The organism is Psychrobacter sp. FDAARGOS_221, from assembly GCF_002313155.2.
Classification (GTDB): Bacteria; Pseudomonadota; Gammaproteobacteria; order Pseudomonadales; family Moraxellaceae; genus Psychrobacter.
Genome location: NZ_NWFK02000001.1, coordinates 1,649,875 through 1,666,378, shown reverse-complemented (window position 1 = coordinate 1,666,378; position 16,504 = coordinate 1,649,875). Strand labels below are relative to the sequence as shown.

At 44.8% G+C, this 16,504-nt stretch carries 12 protein-coding genes; 6 read left to right on the top strand and 6 right to left on the bottom strand.

Annotation, left to right across the window (positions count from 1 at the left end; genetic code table 11):
- Positions 1 to 43 precede the first annotated feature (43 nt).
- Entirely contained in the window at positions 44 to 1,945 is a 1,902-nt protein-coding gene (locus A6J60_RS06945; RefSeq protein WP_096065336.1) for an ABC transporter ATP-binding protein, read from the bottom strand.
- A 322-nt stretch (positions 1,946 to 2,267) separates the two neighbouring features.
- Between A6J60_RS06945 and A6J60_RS06940 the strand changes: the two genes are divergently transcribed.
- Positions 2,268 to 3,158 carry a hypothetical protein gene (locus tag A6J60_RS06940; protein ID WP_096065335.1) on the top strand — a complete coding sequence of 297 codons (891 nt, stop codon included), beginning with the start codon at positions 2,268 to 2,270 and terminating at the stop codon, positions 3,156 to 3,158.
- Positions 3,159 to 3,417: 259 nt separating this feature from the next.
- On the top strand, positions 3,418 to 4,215 hold the full coding sequence (ucpA, locus tag A6J60_RS06935) for an SDR family oxidoreductase UcpA (protein WP_096065334.1): 798 nt from the start codon (positions 3,418 to 3,420) through the stop codon (positions 4,213 to 4,215).
- Positions 4,216 to 4,321: 106 nt separating this feature from the next.
- Here ucpA and A6J60_RS06930 read toward each other — a convergent pair whose 3' ends face one another.
- Complete coding sequence (locus A6J60_RS06930) at positions 4,322 to 5,269, bottom strand: D-2-hydroxyacid dehydrogenase (protein ID WP_096065333.1); 948 nt, start codon at positions 5,267 to 5,269, stop codon at positions 4,322 to 4,324.
- A gap of 517 nt (positions 5,270 to 5,786) precedes the next feature.
- On the opposite strand from A6J60_RS06930, the gene rapA reads away from it, so the two are divergent.
- From rapA to A6J60_RS06915, 3 genes are all read left to right on the top strand, one after another.
- Positions 5,787 to 8,669, top strand: coding sequence for an RNA polymerase-associated protein RapA (gene rapA / locus A6J60_RS06925; protein WP_096065332.1), 2,883 nt, complete (start codon positions 5,787 to 5,789; stop codon positions 8,667 to 8,669).
- 186 nt (positions 8,670 to 8,855) lie between these two features.
- A complete protein-coding gene (ybaK, locus tag A6J60_RS06920) occupies positions 8,856 to 9,323 on the top strand; it encodes a Cys-tRNA(Pro) deacylase (RefSeq protein WP_096065331.1) in 468 nt (155 codons plus the stop codon).
- 106 nt (positions 9,324 to 9,429) lie between these two features.
- Positions 9,430 to 9,798, top strand: coding sequence for a 5-carboxymethyl-2-hydroxymuconate Delta-isomerase (locus tag A6J60_RS06915; RefSeq protein WP_096065330.1), 369 nt, complete (start codon positions 9,430 to 9,432; stop codon positions 9,796 to 9,798).
- Positions 9,799 to 9,901: 103 nt separating this feature from the next.
- Here the strand turns inward: A6J60_RS06915 and A6J60_RS06910 are convergent, their stop codons facing one another.
- From A6J60_RS06910 to A6J60_RS06900, 3 genes are all read right to left on the bottom strand, one after another.
- Positions 9,902 to 10,603, bottom strand: a complete 702-nt coding sequence (locus A6J60_RS06910; RefSeq protein WP_096065329.1) for a class I SAM-dependent DNA methyltransferase — start codon at positions 10,601 to 10,603, stop codon at positions 9,902 to 9,904.
- Positions 10,604 to 10,704: 101 nt separating this feature from the next.
- Positions 10,705 to 11,352: a thiaminase II gene (tenA, locus tag A6J60_RS06905; RefSeq protein WP_096065328.1), complete on the bottom strand. Its 648-nt coding sequence runs from the start codon at positions 11,350 to 11,352 to the stop codon at positions 10,705 to 10,707.
- A 335-nt stretch (positions 11,353 to 11,687) separates the two neighbouring features.
- Entirely contained in the window at positions 11,688 to 13,508 is a 1,821-nt protein-coding gene (locus A6J60_RS06900; RefSeq protein ID WP_096065327.1) for an acyl-CoA dehydrogenase C-terminal domain-containing protein, read from the bottom strand.
- A 723-nt stretch (positions 13,509 to 14,231) separates the two neighbouring features.
- Between A6J60_RS06900 and A6J60_RS06895 the strand changes: the two genes are divergently transcribed.
- Positions 14,232 to 15,362, top strand: a complete 1,131-nt coding sequence (locus A6J60_RS06895) for an FUSC family protein (RefSeq protein WP_096065326.1) — start codon at positions 14,232 to 14,234, stop codon at positions 15,360 to 15,362.
- Between the two features lie 102 nt (positions 15,363 to 15,464).
- Here the strand turns inward: A6J60_RS06895 and aroE are convergent, their stop codons facing one another.
- A complete protein-coding gene (gene aroE, locus A6J60_RS06890; protein WP_096065325.1) occupies positions 15,465 to 16,286 on the bottom strand; it encodes a shikimate dehydrogenase in 822 nt (273 codons plus the stop codon).
- Positions 16,287 to 16,504: the final 218 nt, after the last annotated feature.

The window sequence follows — 16,504 nt, the reverse complement described above, 5'->3', positions numbered from 1 at the left end:
CGACTGTACACACTAAAGGGCAGAGTAGTCAGTTACGATTTTATTACTCATCTTCGCCCAAAAAACCGCCGCTTTGACGTTGCCAAAGACCCGCATATACTCCATTTTTGGCTAGCAGCTCTTCATGGCTGCCTTGCTCGATAATCTGGCCTCGGTCCATAACCACTAAGCGATCCAGCTCTGCAATAGTAGATAAACGGTGAGCAATGGCAATCACGGTTTTGCCTTCCATCATGGCATGCAAGCTTTGAGTAATGGCATGCTCAACTTCGGAGTCTAACGCACTGGTCGCCTCATCAAGAAGCAAAATAGGGGCGTTTTTGAGCATCACTCGGGCAATAGCAATACGCTGACGTTGACCGCCAGAGAGCTTCACCCCACGCTCACCGACTTGTGTGTCTAGTCCGGTATTGCCTTTGGCATCGTTTAACTCTTGAATAAACTCCCAAGCCTGCGCCTTTTTACAAGCGGCAATAATCTCGGCATCGCTAGCAGTCGGGCGACCATAGGCGATATTTTCGCGTACCGTGCGGTGTAGCAAGGAGGTATCTTGAGTCACCATGCCGATTTGTTGACGTAAGCTTTCTTGAGTCACCGCATCAACGGCTTGGCCGTCAATACTGATTTGACCCGCATCGACATCATAAAAGCGCAGAAGTAAGTTGACTAAGGTTGACTTTCCGGCGCCGGAGCGTCCGACGAGACCGACTTTTTCGCCTGGCTTGATGTCTAGGTTGAAGTCATCGAGCAGCTTGATGTAGTTTTTATTATGTGACCCAGGTGGTAGCTCAGACTTTTGCCCAGCTTCTGCGCTTGGGTCATGACCTTCATAACCAAAGTCGACATGCTCAAACTGGATACGGCCTTCATTAACCTTCATTTCAGAGGCATCAGGCTTATTAACGATACTTTGCGGCGCTGCCAAAGTATGGATACCATCTTGAACGGTACCAATGCTTTCAAACAAACTGGCCATTTGCCACATAATCCAGTGGGTTAAGCCATTTAGGCGCAGTGCCATCGCAGTGGCGGCAGCAATGGCACCAACCCCGACATCACCTCTTTGCCATAGATACAATCCAATGCCTGCAGTGCTACCAATTAAGGTGACACTAATCACATGGTTGACGAATTCTAACGCGGTCACCCAGCGCATTTGGCCGTGTACCGTCTGTAAGAACTGTTGCATGGCGGTCTTGGCATAGCCCAATTCACGGCGTGAATGGCTAAACAGTTTAACCGTCATGATATTGGCATAAGCATCGGTAATACGTCCGGTCATTAATGCTCTGGCATCTGCTTGTATGCTGGCGGTGTGCTTCAGCTTGGGCAAAAAGTACCACAGGGTCAGGCCAAACAGAAGTAACCACAGCGCAAAAGGAATCAGCAGCAAGCGGTCGAGCTTAAATAAGATGATGCCACTGGTGACAAAGTACACCACCACATAGACCATCATATCTACCACTGTGGTAACCGTATCACGGACGGCGAGCGCGGTTTGCATCACTTTGGCAGAGACTCGACCTGAGAATTCATTTTGATAAAACTGCATCGACTGGCCAAGCATACGCTTATGAAAGCGCCATCGCATTTGCATCGGGAATACACCCTGAATCACCTGAAAGTGGACTAAGGCACCGAGACCGACCCAAAAAGGACTCAAAAACAGCACCGCTGCCATCCACTTAATCGAGCTACTTTTTTCAGCCCATAGCGTTTGCGGGGTATACATGCCTAGCCAGTCGACCACTTCACCAATCCAAGCAAACAGCATGGCTTCATACACCCCGACACCAGCGGTGAGGATCATAAACAGCAGCAGCCAGCCGCGCAGACCATAAGTACAGGCCCATAAGAACTTAAATAAGCCGTCTTTGGGCAAAGGAATCTTATTGTCCGGAAAGGCGGGCAGGCGGTTTTCGAAGAAGGTAAATAGCTTGTTCATAATAGCTTATTCATAACAGTCGACTGACTTGAGAGTGAAAAGTGATATTGGGCGTACGCATCAGTTAGCGCAGCCAATGATGAGCTCGATTGTGACTGTGCTCGGTTGTGTTTGTGCTCGGCTTTGCTGTGTATGGTAGAAATCAGTAGGATCTATAAAAACCAGCAGGGTTTAGATGTTAACTAGATAAGGGTAAATAGTCGATATACAAGGGGCTATGACATTAAAAATCACTATATTTTTCAAGCGTTGAGTTTTATGTTGTATGAGTTGTAATAGTTTGTTACATTTCATGATTCATAATTGATTGGGCTTAATTGTCATGACTTATCTGATTATCGCTGTGTTATGCAGCGTTGCGGTGTCGGTATTATTAAAAGTGTTGCGCCAGCAAGGCGTTGATATTCGTCAGACCATTGTTGCCGGCTATCCGGTTGCCTTTTTATTAACTGGCGTACTGTTAAAGCCTGACTTATCGGCAATCGGTGATTTGGGCAGTGCGTGGGGCATTATTCTACTATTGGGGCTATTATTGCCACTGGTATTTGTCATTTTGGGTCGTGCCATTGATGCGGTCGGTATTATAGCGACTGATGCGGCTCAGCGCTTATCATTAATCATTCCGATTGTAGCGGCCTTTGTGTTTTTTGGCGACACCTTAACCACTCAGCGCTTATTGGGTATTGGTTTGGGTTTTTTGGCGCTGACTGCATTGGTATATCGTCGTTCAGCAACAATAGCCAATGGGCAGACAATTGTAGGACAAGCGGTGTACTCATCTAAGCCGACTACCCAAGTGCCAACAGGGGTTTGGCTGCTTGGCGTATGGCTCGGTTATGGCGTGATTGATATCTTGTTTAAGCAAGTGGCCAAGCAGGGTACGGCGTTTCCATTAACCTTATTTGTGGCGTTTGGACTGGCAGGTAGTTTGCTGTTTGCTTATCTGCTACTAACGAAAACACGCTGGCAGGGCAAGGCCTTGGCATCTGGGCTGATATTGGGTGTGCTGAATATGGGTAATATTTATGCCTATATCAAAGCGCATCAGAGCCTTGCCGATTCGCCGAGTGTGGTGTTTACCGGTATGAACGTTGGGGTGATTGCGGTGGCAACGCTAGTTGGGGTATTTGCGTTTAAAGAATCACTGAGCAAAATTAATCTGGTTGGTATTTTATTGGCAATCGGCTGTGTGTTTGTTTTGTTTTGGGCTTAATGGTTGGTAGTTATCACTCTGAAAATAAGCAGTTATCTAATATAGGCTTTTAGCATAGTCATTCAATACCGTCCTCAATTACCAAAATGTCATTAATATTGGCTACAATGAAGGCAGTAACGATAAAAATAGCCACTATAAAAATAACGATAAAATGGTTAAGACTATTAAGACTAAAAAGTTAACAAGCTGAGACAGTAAAAACTGCTTATAACGTTAAAACCAAACCTAAAATGACACTCAAACTAAGGAGATTATCATGGCAAAATTAACCGATAAGGTTGCCATTATCACTGGTGCAGCAACTGGGCTAGGCGAAGGCATTGCCAGTGTCTATGCCATGTACGGCGCCAAGATCTGTATGATCGACTTATCTGATTCGGTTGAACAAACTGCAGAGCGCATCCGTCAAACCTATCAGACAGAAGTCATTACCTATGTTGGTGATGTGACTGATAAAGCCGAAATGCAAGCGGCAGTGAAGCTAACGGTCGATACCTTTGGTAGCCTTGATATTGCCTGTTGTAATGCCGGTGTGTGCCAATTAGCCCCGTTTGAGAAGATGAGCGATGACATGCGCGACTTCCACATTGATGTCAACATTAAAGGGGTATGGAATACCTGCCAGACGGTGATACCACAAATGTTAAGCCAAGGCTCGGGTAGTATTGTGATTGCCTCATCGGTTACTGGCGACTTGGTTGCGGATGCTGGTGAAGCGGCTTATGCCATGACTAAGTCTGCGTTGGTCGGGTTAACCAAGTGTTTGGCAGTTGAATATGCGGATAGAAATATTCGGGTCAACTGTACGCAGCTGGGTTATGCACGCACGCCAATGGTTGAGAAAATGGCCGCTGAGTCTAACCCAGACGATCCAGAATCGGCGATTGATTCTATTGCCAAATCGGTTCCTATGCAGCGCTTGGCAAAACCAACGGAAGTGGGTGAGTTGTTCGCCTTTTTAGGCAGCGATGAGTCCAGTTATTTGACAGGTTCGCAAGTGGTTATTGATGGCGGTGCAACTTTGCCTGAGACCATCAGTATGGGTACCGCTTAATTAGTAGTGGCCGTTTATCAAAGTAGCGGGCTTTTACAAAGCCTTAGTTAAGCTATAAACGCCTTAACTAAGGCTTGGACTGTGGAACGCTGATGTCCGACTTAAACTACTGCTGCTTAATAAAGCTGCTGACTTGTTCGCTTAAAATATCCCACAACTTTTGTTGCGCGGCTTTACTGCCCCATGCATTGTGTGGGCTGAAGATGACGCGAGGATGGTTTTGCTTAGTCAGTTGTAATAACGGGTCATCTTGAGTGGTTGGCTCTTGTTCAAACACATCGGTAGCATAGCCCAATACCTGCTCATTAAGTACCGCCTGTGCCATCGCTTTAGAATCTACCACACCGCCACGAGCAACGTTAACAATCAACGGTTGCTGCTTCATTTTTGCCAGTGTGCTCTCGTTAATTAAGTGCTTGGTGCTCTCAGTTAATGGACAATGTAAGCTAATGATATCTGACTTTTCTAATACGCTATCAAAATCGGTATAGTATTCATTGCGCGGGGCTTTGCCTTGATGCTCTGCCCACAGCACTTGCATGCCAAAGGCTTTGGCAATCTCTCCGACTCGCTTACCGATGGTGCCAGGTCCAATAATACCTAAGGTACGACCCTCTAAATCAACCAAAGGCACATCCATTAAGCTAAAGCTGCCTGACGCTTCCCAACTGCCATCGATGACCTTATTGTGATAATGCACGCCAGCGCGCAGTGCGTTTAACATCAACATAAAGGTATGTTCAGGCACACTTTTGATCGCATAGCCGGCGACATTGTACAGCGTAATGTTGTGCTGTTCACAAGCATCTGCATCGACATTATTCATGCCGGTAGCGGTGAGTTGAATTAATTTTAGCTTGGGCAAATTGGCAATAATATTGGCATTAAGTACGACTTTATTGCTAAAGATAATATCGGCATCTTGGCAGCGCTCAATAATCAGCGCATCGTCTTGCTCGGTGCTTTGATACACTTGATAATCGGTAATGTCTTCTGGTTTGGGCAGCTCTAAGCCTGCCAAAAAAGTACCTCTATCCAAAAAAACGGCTTTCATCATGCGCTCCCTGTGCTTATTGGTGTTTGCAGCATATCACTGCCTATTTATTTTAATTGTGTTTCTACTAACGCTAAAGCAGCGTGTCATTGGTTACGTGATTAAGTGTATAGTGCCGGTATCCAATGTCAAATTATCACTATTAAAACTAGCAAAACTCTTAAACAACTATCCCCATATTAGATATAAGCACCCCATATCAAATAGTAACAACCTCAACGTTTGCATTAATAACAGCCAATCAGATAGATAATCAGTTAGATAGTCAATCAGTCAAAACGATGGCTCAGATGTTGAGTGACTGTACTAAGTTAGTATTTTTTTATCAATTATGTCTTTGCAAACCCCAACTCAGTGGCAATAAGCGTTAAAATAGTGCCAGAATTTTTAAATGATTATCGAAATACCAAGATTGGCTATAGAAAATGCGAAGTTTGCCCTCATAAACAGGGAATATCGCTATAATATAGCCCAATGAAAATCCGAATCTTATTTATCAAAAAGAACTGACTGCTTTATGACAATAGCTGCTTTAATTCCTGAATTCGCCGTAGGTCAACGTTATTTATCAGATACCGAAGCTGAGCTGGGCTTAGGGGTGGTGATTGATGTTGATGATCGCTGCGTACATATCTTGTTTGCCCAAAGTGAAGAGACCCGTGTCTACGCCAAAAACTCAGCCCCCTTATCAAGGGTGACCTTCAAGGTGGGTGATGAGATCACTGATCAAGAAGGTAACAGCCATATCGTGACAGGGATTGAAGAAGTCATGGGCGTGGTCAAATACTTGGTAGAAGGACATCCAAGAGGCATCATGGAGACTCGACTGGCCGCCAACATTACCTTGGCCAAGCCGTTAGAGCGTCTGCTGGCGGGCCGTGTTGAGCGTGGCGACTGGTATGAGCTGCGTCAAGATATCTTGCGTATGCAGTCAGCGCTGGCAGGACATCCACTTAAAGGTCTGATAGGTGCGCGAGTTGATATTATTCCGCATCAGTTATACATTGCGCATGAAGTCGGTAAACGTCTGGCGCCACGTGTATTATTGGCTGACGAAGTGGGTCTGGGTAAGACCATTGAAGCGGGTCTGATTATCCATCAGCAACTGTTAACTGGCAAAGCGCAGCGCGTACTTATCTTAGTGCCTGATAGCTTGCAGTATCAGTGGATGATTGAGATGCGTCGTCGTTTTAATCTGAACTTTTCCTTATTTGATTTGGTACGTACTGCAGCGATTAAAGAGCACAATCCAGAGCAAAACGTATTCACTACCGAGCAATGCATTATTGCCAGCTTAGACTTACTGCTAGATCATCAGGATTTGTATGACCAAGCGATGGATGCTGGCTTTGATTTATTAGTCGTTGATGAAGCGCACCATTTGCATTGGGACCCTGAGCAAGGCGGCAATGACAAATATGAATTGGTTGCTGACTTTGCACACGAGACTCCAGGGGTGCTATTGCTAACAGCAACACCAGAGCAGTTGGGTGTTGAAAGTCATTTTGCACGCTTGCGTTTGCTTGATGAAGATCGTTTTGATGACTTAGATGACTTTATCGCTGGTCAACAGGCATTTTCCGATACAGCGGCAGTTGCTGAAATCTTAATGGATGATAAGCCGCTTACTGAGGGTCAAATTGCCGCATTAACCCATTTGCTTGGTTTAGAAGATGAAAATGAGCTAGCAGCGATTAATGAAGACGACAAGCTGCGTACTTATGCACTCAATCAGCTATTAGACCGCCATGGTACTGGCCGTGTGTTGTTCCGCAATACGCGTGACAGTGTTCAAGGTTTCCACGGTCGTGCTAGTGTGCCACATCCACTGCCATGTCCTGATGCCTGGATTGGTAATTATCAAACTTGCGGTAAATTGCGTGAGCAGCTGTGGGGTGAAGAAAATCAACCCGATGGCGGTTGGTTAGAAGATGATCCGCGTGTGCCCTGGTTAATTAACCTATTAAAAGAGAACCTTAAACAAGAAAAAGTACTGCTTATCGCCCGTAGTGGGGCAACCGTTGAAAGCCTAGAGGCGGTATTGCGCTTACATGCGGGTATTAAAACCGCTATTTTCACCGAGCAGATGAGTTTGCTTGAGCGAGATCAAGCTGCTGCATTCTTTGCGGATGAAGCCGGTGCTCAGATTCTATTGTGTTCAGAAATTGGTTCAGAAGGGCGCAATTTCCAGTTCGCCAGTCACTTAGTACTATGGGATTTACCTGCCAATCCAGATACCTTAGAGCAGCGTATTGGCCGCTTAGATCGTATCGGTCAGAACCAAAAAATTACCCTGCACGTGCCGTATGTTGAAGGCACGGCGCAAGAGCGTATGTACCAGTGGTATGACGGCGCGCTTAATATCTTCAATCACATTTCACCGACTGCACAGACAGTACAAGAGCAATTTATTGTTGATCTCAAACCATTGCTAGAAGGTGAAAATACAGCGGATAACCGTCAAGCATTAAGTGACTTGATTGCAGAAGCCAAATCATTACGCTTAGAGCTAGAAGCACAGCTACAATCGGGACGAGATCGCCTGTTGGAATACAACTCTTGCCGTCCACGCGTGGCTGCACGTATTGCCGATGCAATGAGCAGCTTTGATGCCAATAACTTGTTACCGGCATTTTTAGATCGCTTTTTCTCATCGGTTAATCTAGACCACAGTGTGCAGCGTGATGGCTCGTGGGTAGTGCATCCGCCAGAGGCTGAAAATAGCCAACACACCGATGTTGATAACTTGCCCATTTCAGAAGATGGCATGACCTTGACCTTCAAGCGCAGCCAAGCATTAATTCGTGAAGACATGGACTTTATTACCCATGAGCACCCATTGATGTTGGCCATTTATGATATGGCCAACTCTGGCACCTTCGGTAATACCACGGTTGCGATGTTGAAGAGTAACACCGTACCTGAGGGTATGCTGTTATTAGAGGTCAACTTCCGAGTGACCACTATTGCGCCAAAAGTACTTAATTTGACCGCGAATTTACCGACCCAAAGCTTGCGCGTATTCTTAGGCGAGCAGGGCGGTGATTTGGCCGATCGCATCACCGCCGATATGATCTTGCCGCACATTGAGCGTCTTGATAAAAACCGTGCACGTCAGGTCATTAAAGTGCGCAGCGGGGTGATTGAATCACGCTATCATGATGCTGAGGCTATTGCCCAAAGTAAGCTGGGCGATATTAGTGCTCAAGCTCTAGAGCGCTTTAGTCAAATTTGGCAACGTGAAATCAATCGTTTAAAACAGCTACAGCAGGTTAACCCGAACGTGCGTGATGAAGAAATTGAGCGTCTTGAGTCGCTTAAAGCACAAGGTGAGCAGGCGTTAACCAATCTATCCTTGGTGCCAGACAGCATCCGTGTACTGGTTGCTGTTAAGCCTTAGCCCTCAGTACCCATTGATGATTTAATGTTATTAGCCCTCTTTTATCGCAATAAAGGAGGGCTTTTTGTTTGTTAAGAAATAGGGTAATCTAAACTCTACACCACTCATTTATACTGTTATTAACTGTACAATTTGCGCCAGTCCTAAATGATTTAGTTGAGTATTTAAATGTAAGGAATATCTGCGATGACTCCAGCCGTCAATCTTGCCAAAAAGCTAAAACTTGATTACCAGATTCATGAGTATGAGCATGACCCAAGTGCAGAGTCATATGGTTTGGAAGCTGCAGATAAACTGGGTGTCGACCCAACGCACGTTTTTAAGACGTTAGTAGTGGCAACCGATGCAGACAAACTTGCTGTGGCGATATTGCCAGTAAGCGACACCCTTAATTTTAAAAGGATGGCCAAAGCTTTGGGCTGTAAAAAAGTGCAAATGGCCGACCCAAAAGTTGTTGAGCGTAGCACCGGCTATGTGCTTGGCGGCGTCAGCCCATTGGGTCAGAAGAAACGACTAGCAACCATTATCCATCAGTCAGCCCAAGACCTAACTACTATGCATGTCAGCGGTGGCAAACGAGGATTAGAGATTGAATTACCGCCTGCGCAGTTGGCCAAAACTTTAAATGCCAAGTTTGCTGACGTTATTGATTAAAACTGAAGATTAACACGGCTGATTAAAGCTGACTGATACTTATCCGATACCACACCGATTATCCCTAAATAACCGTTAAATATAAAATTGTAAAAAGAGAGCTGTTATGCCACATGTTATCGTTCAAGCTACCCCAAATGTCACGATTAAAAACCCAGAGAGCCTGCTTAGAAAATTAAACAGCACGCTTTGGGAAACGGGTCACTTCGGCTCACCGCAAGCGATTAAAGCGCGACTGCTGGATGTTGAAACCTTTCTAGTCGGCGTGGAAGATGATCAACAAGCTGAAGGCTTTGTCTATATTCAGCTTAGGCTCATGCCAGGACGTAGCCAACAGATTCGAGATGACTTAGCTGAGAAGCTACACACCTGCTTGAAGCAGGAGCTGGTAGAGCAACAATCAGGGCGCGTTTCGGTGCAGTATTGTGTTGAAGTGGTAGAACTAACGGCGGCTTATAAAAAAGAGAAAATTTAGTCAGGTATAGAGCAGTTAATACATAGCATAAAGCCCCATCCTGCTATGACAGGATGGGGCTTTTGTATGGGGTTATCTATAAAAAGTCAGCTATAAATCTGGGTTAGGCTTTTTTGTAGCCACAAATCGCCACGTAATCACCGCGATCATAGCCTTCAATGACATCTTGTAATTTATCATTGGCAAACATCGGATGGGTTAGCAGGGTCTGTGCGTATTCAAAGTCAGTTAAGCCTGCTTGTTGCATCAGCTCAATCTTCTCATCTGAAGTGCGCCAGTTTGCACTGCGTACCAGCTCGATAGGGTATGGGTCTTTCGGTGAAATCTGCGCCAGTAACTGGTGATCCCAAGTGCCGACAGCGCTGGCTAGATTATATAAGCTGGCAAAGCCGCTCTCTTTGGGCACATCAATCAAAATGAGCTTACCGCCTGGCTTTAAAGCGGCATACGCTTTGTTGATACATAACGCAAGATCACTGATATAGCTGACACTGCCGTTAAACATAATAATATCAAAGGTGTTTGGCTCGATATCAGCCTCTTCAGCAGTATTGATATCGACGCTTAATCCTCGTTTTTCAGCGATTTCAGCCATGTCTTTTGAGGGTTCAATACCGTGCTTGATATGGATGTCGTAGTCCTTTGTCAGTAGCATCTCAAATAAGCCACTGCCGCAGCCGATGGATAAGATGTTACTGTCTTTATCTAAAAAGTGAGCAACCAGCTTTAACTCGCTCAGCAGTAAGTTTTCGTTTTCCATAAACCAGCTGTCATAGGCATTGGCATGTTCGTCAAATGCGGCCATTATTCTCTCCTTGTTGTTATTGGTTTCATCACGTTATCAGTTTAGGTTTATTAAGGTATGGCGTTCATTTAATCACTTATGAAGTGATTAAAGCGCAACTCTTAGGATAAATCGAGCGCCATCTGCCAAAAGTTAACTTCCATTCTTGATGCGGTATTAAACAAGCGCTGAAACTTAGCTTGCTGCGCAGGATTTGCGTCTTTGAAATGGCTATTGATATGTGCTTCATTTTGAGCGGTCACTGCTTGAAACTCATCGCTGGCGAATACGTCAATCCATTGCTGATAGGGGTTGTTATCAACATAGCCTTGCGCTTTTAAGCATTGCCCAATTTCGCCATATCCCATTAAGCAGGGCGCAATGGCGGCATAGAGCTCAGCCAGTGAGCCAGACATGGCAGCATCTAATAGATAGCGAGTATAAGCAATGGTTGCCGGTGATTCAGCGGTGTTTTCCACTTCTGCAAGCGGGATATCCCATTGCTGACAAAAGTCCAAATACATGCCAATTTCAAGATCAAGCATGGCATTGATACCGGCTTGACCGACGCGCATTTGTGCCAAGTTATCACTTTTATAAACGCTGAGTGCCATGACCCGCGTGTAATGTAGCAGGTACAGATAGTCTTGTTTTAGATAATGCTGAAAGCTCTGTTTTGGCAGGGTACCAGCCGCTATCTGAGTCACAAAGTCATGCTCAATATAATCATTCCAAGTAGGGCAGTTATTACGCAGCGTCTGAAAATCCATGATGCTTACTTATTTCCGAAGATAGTTTATTTGTTTAAGATGGTTTGTTCGTTCAAGATAATATGTTTGTTTAAGATGGCTTGCTTCTTTTAAATAGTTTAACGGCTTAACAAATGAAGTGTGTGTTTAATTGATAGGCTAGCTAATCAATAGTCTCTACGCCATCATAAGCCAGTGCTGGTAGGGTTTGCAAGTGACATATTGTCTGCACGCTAAACCTTGTGCAAGCCCAAAAAAGCCGCCCCCAATAGCTGGGAGCGGCTTTTTATTTTTATTACTTATTAGCTTTTACTGATTAATGCTTTACTCATTAGCGGGTTTAAAACCCAAACTAATTAGTCTAGGAATGAGAAGCTTTCAATTGGCATATCAGTCATAGAAGAGCTTGGTGCGACCATGCTCTCAGCGTGACCTGATGTGCGTGGTAAGATTTTATCAAAGTAGAATTCAGCAGTGTGAATTTTAGCTTGATAGAACTCAGGCGCTTCAGTACCGCCGTTTTCTAGCTTGTCATAAGCGACTGCTGCCATACGTGCCCAGTGGTACGCCATCATTACGTAGCCTGAGTACATTAGGTAGTCAACAGAAGCAGCAGAGATGATTTCACGGTCTTTACGCGCGCTTAGCATTAAGCGTACAGTTAACGTGTTCCACTCAGCACATAGCTTAGTTAGAGCCCATACGTATTTGCGCATGTTTTTGTCTAGTGCATATTCACCACACCACTTCATGATGCTGGCAGTGTAATCACGGATGATTTTACCTTTAGACTGTAAGATAACCTTACGACCTAATAAGTCTAGAGCCTGTACTCCAGTAGTACCTTCATAAAGAGTCGCAATACGTGCATCACGTGCGATTAGCTCCATGCCCCATTCTTTGATATAGCCGTGGCCGCCATATACTTGCTGACCTTCTTTAGCCGCTTCGATACCAAGTTCAGTTAAGAAGCCTTTTAGGATTGGGGTGTAGAAGCCTAATTTGTCATCCCACTTCTCAAACTCTTCGTTGTTACCTTCAGCAACGCCTTGAGACATCTTGTCTGCATAACGCGCAGCATGATAAATCATTGAACGGCCGCCTTCAGCGAACGACTTCATGGTTAATAGCATACGACGTACGTCAGCATGGTTGATAATCGCATCGGCTACTTTTTCTGGCTCTTTACTACCAGAAAGGGCACGCATTGAACGACGTTCGATAGCGTATGGTAGTGCATTCTGGAACGCAAGTTCACAATGCGCTAGGCCTTGGATACCAGTACCGATACGGGCAGTGTTCATGAAGGTGAACATTGCTTTTAGACCACGGTTTGGTTCGCCAATTAGGTAACCGGTTGCGCCGTCAAAGTTCAGAACACAGGTCGCTGAAGAAGCGATACCCATTTTGTGTTCAATTGAACCACAAACAACACCATTACGATCGCCGGCTTCGCCTTCTTGGTTTGGAATGAATTTAGGTACGATAAATAGTGAAATACCACGTGTACCTTCTGGTGCGTCTGGAAGACGAGCAAGTACAATATGAATGATGTTATCAGTTAGGTCATGTTCACCACTTGAGATGAAGATTTTAGTACCGTTGATTTTGTAACTACCGTCTTCTTGTGGGGTTGCTTTGGTCTTAACTTGACCTAAGTCAGTACCGGCTTGTGGCTCAGTTAAGCACATTGTGCCTGACCACGTACCTTCAACCAATTTAGGTAGGTAAGTGTCTTTTTGCTCTTCAGTACCGTACTGCATTAGGGTGTTGATACAACCCGTGGTTAGACCTGGGTACATTGCCCATGGCCAGTTCGCGGTACCCATCATTTCTGCTTTGATTAGGTTAAGTGACATTGGTAAGTTCATACCGCCGTACTCTTCTGGGTATGAAATGCCCTGCCAACCGCCTTCTACGAATTGATCATAAGCGTCTTTGAAGCCTTTTGGCGTCGTAACAACACCATTTTCAAAATGACAGCCTTCAGCATCTGCTGGTTGATATAGTGGGCTAATCACATTCTCGGCAAAGTCAGCCATGCCCTGTAGGATCATATCAACTGTTTCTGGGTCGGCATTTTCGCCATTGCTTAAATCTTTGTAATGCGTTTGATAGTCAAAAACGTCATTTAACAAAAACTTCATGTCACGAAGGGGAGCTTTATAACTTAACATAATTGAGTCTCTTTCATATTGGAAGTGTCGCAGTAAAACATTATCTGTCCATGATAATGTCGGTATTATCATCGATTTTAGTATAAGGGTAATTTATATAAAAACCTATGACTCATAACTATTATTCATAAGTGAATAAATATATCATAAAAATTAGTTTGTGTGTAGCCGGATTTGGCAGCTAGTCAGCGCTTATTTGACAATCTCGTTTAATGATAAAATAACCGACAACGCTAATACTGCTAATATATTGATAGCTAACTATGCCAAGGCTCTAAGCGCTATATTCTGCCTTGAGTAGCGTGTAAAACACTAGACTATAGGATTTGGTATGCGCCTGCCACATTTTGATGTTGTTGAAGTGTCAGTTTAGGTTTTTAATTTGTATTATTGCATTTTTCTAATATATTGTTCCCTACGTTGTCGCTATAGTATTGCTTTTAATTTAGCAAACAGCTGCTTTTTAGCGAACAACATCTATTGAATGTTCAAATGATTGGTAATGTATTCAAATGACACTATTTATCAATCAAAGCACGGTCAAAAATAAGCACAATAAAATGTACGCTAACCAATCAAGCGCTTAGTTAAACCAATGTAAGCAATCAAACTTAAATAATCAAACGCACGCACCAAATGTAGGTAACCGAAAGTAAGCAGTCGAACCTATGCAGTTGAACATGGCCAGCCCAATCCTATAAACCACTTATGCCGAAATAGCTTATGCCAACACAGCGAATAAAAGAGCTTGCTCAACGCGAAGCTGAGCACCTATTTACATTACAACCCATAAAAAGACCGTGGCACCTCATCGTGACCGCGGCGATGACCATTGCTAGCACTATTTTTATTGGTGCGATTTTTGATCAGCTGCCGCTGGGTATTATGGCATCACTTGGGGCAATGATTATTCTTAATCAGCCGTCCACCGGTAATCTGTATCAGCGCCAAGGCTTGTTGTTTGTACTGGGTTTATTGATGGTTGGCAGCTTTAGTATGGGGCTGGTGGCACATAACCTGCCTATGGTAAGAACCCCGATATTTGTGGTCATCACTTTTGTGATTGTGCTATTGAGTCGCTATTTGCGCCTGACCCCACCAAGTGGGATGTTTATTCTAATGGCGGCTGTGATTGCGTTATTTATGCCGGTCAGTTGGGCACAGATGCCGTTTCATATCGGCATTGTATCGCTGGGCGCTATTTTCGCTTGGGGGTCTTCGCTGGTTTATAACTTAATCATGGTGCGACCAGATCCAATGCCGGCGCCAAAGCGCAGAAAGTATGAGCAAGGGCTGATTACTGAAAGTGTGGTAGTCACCACCTTTGTGGTCTTAGCGTTAGAAGTCGCCTTGTGGCTGGATATGCCATACCCTTATTGGGTGCCGGTGAGTAGCTATATTATTATGTTGGGCACCCACTTGCGTACTATGTGGATTAAGCAGTTGCACCGCATTATCGGTACTGCCATAGGCATCGTGGTTGCTTGGTTCTTATTGGCGCTGCCTTTGTCAAATATGGGTGTGGTATTGGCGATATTGCTGATGTTTTTATGGATTGAGGGCATTATCGCCCGTCATTATGCGCTGGCGGTGATTATGATTACGCCGCTGACCATCTTTATTGCCGAGTATGGCGGTGGTCAGTCGGATATCGCAGGGCTTGGCCCGATGGCCTATCGAGGTATTATCGAAGCCAGATTCCTGGATACGGTGTTGGGCTGTCTAATTGCGTTATTAGGCGGTGTGGTGATGCATTCGACTTGGTTAAGACAGCCGTTGATGAGCTTTGAGGCCAAACTGTTTGGCAATAGGCTTAATAAGGACGCGCTTAACAAAGACAGTCAATCGAATTAAAACAACCGCCTAATTCACTGACAGTTTAATCATTAACAAGTTAGACACTGGCAATTTATTCACTGATAATAAAGTCAGCCGCTAAACCATAAGCGGTAACGTTTACAGCTTTGAGGTATCCACTGTGGCACCGGTCCATCGCTCAAAACTGAGCGCCGCTTGACCAATTAACATGCCATAGCCTTCAGAGACGCTAGCGCCTTGCTGCTCAAAATGAGTCAAAAAGGGTAGGTCACGACCATACATCATGTCATAAGCATAGTCACAGCTTAAGCGCTCATCAAGCGGCAGCTTGTCGTTAGACAGCCCAATCGAAGTAGCATTAATAATAATATCAAAATCACCGGTCAGCGCCTCAAGTGCACAGCTTGTTGGCTTTAACTGTTCGATAGCTGGGCTGGCAGTACACAGCTGCTCAAGCATATCCTGCGCCTTGCTTGGCGTACGATTGGCGACGGTCAGACTACCAATACCGGCTTCTATTAACGGTAATATCACCCCGCGAGAGGCACCACCAGCGCCTAATATGGCCACTTTTGCGTCCTGTAATGGCCAGCCTAATTGGCGTAAATGGTTGACCAAGCCTTGTCCATCTGTGTTATCACCATAGACCTTGCCGTCCTTTAATAGTAAAGTATTGACCGCGCCTGCGACTTTGGCATGCTCTGACAATCCGCCTTGCTCTGCGCATAGAGAGTAGGCCTGCTGCTTGAACGGAACCGTGACATTAGCACCAACCCCGCCGCCATTAAAAAAGGCATCGACCACAGCTTGAAAGCTTTGTGGATCATCGGGGCAATATTGACGTCGGTACTGAATATCGAGCTTGGTTTGTTCGGCAAAAGCCTGATGAATTTCAGGAGATTTGCTGTGTGCAATCGGATTACCAATAACGATGAAATGTTGTCGGGTAGGGTGTGTCATAATAGGACTCTTTCAAGATCAGTAGTGGATTTTTACAGCCAGCTATGGTTAGCCATACTTATATTTTATTGAACCAGATTGAGTACTTTTAGTACCCTATTGATTGGTTTATGCTTTGGGTTTGGCTGAGTATAAGTAGACATCTTTCATTGAAATAAGTCAATATAACAAACGAGCTAACTTAGTGAGAGGCAGGGGTAAGGTTTTTAGGGCCCTTC